Origin of the sequence: Desulfomicrobium escambiense DSM 10707 (genome assembly GCF_000428825.1) — a bacterium.
Lineage (GTDB): Bacteria > Desulfobacterota > Desulfovibrionia > Desulfovibrionales > Desulfomicrobiaceae > Desulfomicrobium > Desulfomicrobium escambiense.
The window spans coordinates 1-2,170 of the sequence record NZ_AUAR01000035.1; the positions used below are offsets into that span (position 1 = coordinate 1).

Genomic DNA, 2,170 nt, shown 5'->3' on the forward strand with positions numbered 1-2,170 from the left:
GGGCATGGATCCTCCCGCTGCTGTGCCTCGAAGGTTATCGTGGCAGTCTGCCAGCATCGGACGGAGAATTACATGCGGGAAAATGCTGAATTATGATGTGGAGGTTATGGGGAACGTCCTCGGAACGGACCGACTGAGCATGGGGGCCCTTGTCCGCCGGTCGTCCATTATTATTTGATATTGCCTAGGTTGTGCCTTAGCACCGAAGCGCTAGCCGTGCGGCACACGCATTCGTACGCCGGTTGACGCCCCCTCAACCCACTTGTCCCGGAAGACTCATGAGAAGAAAGGATCGCGAAATCATCGAGCCGTACTTCATGCACGAAATACTGCAGGAAGCGGACGTCATCTCCGTGGCGTTCAACACCGGGGAATTTCCCTACGTCCTGCCCTTCAACTTCGTCCTGTACGGGGACAGCATCTTCATCCACTGCGCACCCGAAGGCCGCAAGCTCGACCTCATCGGCCGTGACCCCAGGGTGGCCTTCTGCGCCGCCGTCGACATCCGGGTGGAAAACACAACAACCCGCTATCGCAGCGTCTGCGGCACCGGCATCGCCACCTTGGTGGACGACGACACCCTCAAGATCGAAACGCTCAAGGCCCTGGCCGCAAAATACAAGGCGCCCTGCGTCTTCCCGATCCCCGAACGCGCCCTCGCCGCAACGAGAGTCGTGCGTGTCCGTGTCGAGTCGATGAGCGGGAAGCACTCCCGGACGACATGACCTGCTTCGCGTGACCGAATTCCAGGGACGGCCCGAACGCTTTGCCGTGCCTGAATTTTACTTGCGCCCTGAAGGAAGGGGCGAGAATCCGTTCTTTCGCATGTTGAGTGCTAGAATTTTTTTGCGGGACGTAAGACCCGATACGCGGGCAAGACAAAGGAAGATCAACTCTGCTGTCTCTCCTTCAAAAGCCTGTAAGCCGCAGGTTCTGAAGTCTGCCCTCTCCTCCTCAACGCGGATCGTGCGCATCCCCTGCCGTGTTTTGCGGAGTGTTGGAATCGCCCCATCTTCTCCGACTCAGACTCCCGAATGGAAACAAAAGAGGAAGGAACCACAACAGATTCCACCAGGTCAGCCCGGAAGACTCCAGGCCACCGTATGACCATACGGCCCACGCTATGGACAGAAAAAACATGAAATAGGGTGCAAGCATCAGCTTCCAGTACGGTGTCGATGGAAATCGCCAGGGAGCAAAAAATACGACAGACGTTACGGCAATGCAGGTCAAGGCGATCCCGGATGCCCCCTGCGCACTCTTGCCCTGAAAAAGAAAGACGCACGACAGGATGAACACCCAGATAAAGCCTCCCATCCAACCTGCGGTCCAGCCTATTTTTTCCCCTCTTCTGCCGTTCATGTGGCATTCTCCCTATTCAACGGTTGACGACATCGGTCGTGAACCTTCGCGCACTGCAGCCTTGCCCGGCGATGCCGGGTTTTCACCGTCCGCACTCGCCCCGGTTGCAAAATCAGCCGTCACCCCAGCGCCACATCCAGCATCATCATGACTGCGAAGCCGCCCATGGTCGACATGGTCACGTGGTCAATATGTTCAGGTTTTCGTTGAGATTCCGGGATGAGTTCTTCGACAACGACAAAGATCATCGCCCCGGCAGCGAAGCACAGGGCATACGGCAGCAACTCCTGCATCCTGAGCACGAAAAGTGCGCCGAACACGCCGGCTACGGGTTCGACCAAGCCGGAGTACTGGCCCATGAGAAAGCTTTTCCAACGACTGAGCCCCTCGCGGCGCAGTGGCATGGATACGGCAGTTCCCTCGGGGAAGTTCTGGATGCCGATACCCAGCGCCAGAGCCACCGCGCCACCGATGGTCGCCGAGGGCAAGCCTGCGGCCACCGCGCCGAAGGCCACCCCCACGGCCAAGCCTTCAGGGATGTTGTGCAGAGTGATGGCCAGAACGAGCAATGTACTGCGCTGCCAGGATGTCTTCACGCCTTCGGCGTCCGTGGTGCACATGCCCGGATGAATGTGCGGCAAGAAAATGTCGATAAGGCGCATGAACACGCCTCCGCCGAGAAACCCGACAACCGCCGTGAGCCAGGCTGTCTGACTGACCTGCCCGGCTCTTTTCAGACCAGTCGAAACTTGAGATAGGTTTCCCCCTCAACCACGAGGGGACAGATGAAAAAGGGACGATTTTCCGA

General features: G+C 58.1%; 3 protein-coding genes. 1 reads left to right on the forward strand and 2 read right to left on the reverse strand.

Features of this window, described 5'->3' with window-relative positions:
• Window positions 1–278 precede the first annotated feature (278 nt).
• Window positions 279–725 carry a pyridoxamine 5'-phosphate oxidase family protein gene (locus G394_RS0115910; protein WP_028578501.1) on the forward strand — a complete coding sequence of 149 codons (447 nt, stop codon included), beginning with the start codon at window positions 279–281 and terminating at the stop codon, window positions 723–725.
• 229 nt (window positions 726–954) lie between these two features.
• On the opposite strand, the gene G394_RS21315 is transcribed toward G394_RS0115910, so the two are convergent.
• Both G394_RS21315 and G394_RS19585 read right to left on the reverse strand, forming a co-directional pair.
• Complete coding sequence (locus G394_RS21315; RefSeq protein ID WP_156902650.1) at window positions 955–1,362, reverse strand: hypothetical protein; 408 nt, start codon at window positions 1,360–1,362, stop codon at window positions 955–957.
• Window positions 1,363–1,481: 119 nt separating this feature from the next.
• Complete coding sequence (locus G394_RS19585; protein WP_245578364.1) at window positions 1,482–2,024, reverse strand: ZIP family metal transporter; 543 nt, start codon at window positions 2,022–2,024, stop codon at window positions 1,482–1,484.
• Window positions 2,025–2,170 lie beyond the last annotated feature (146 nt).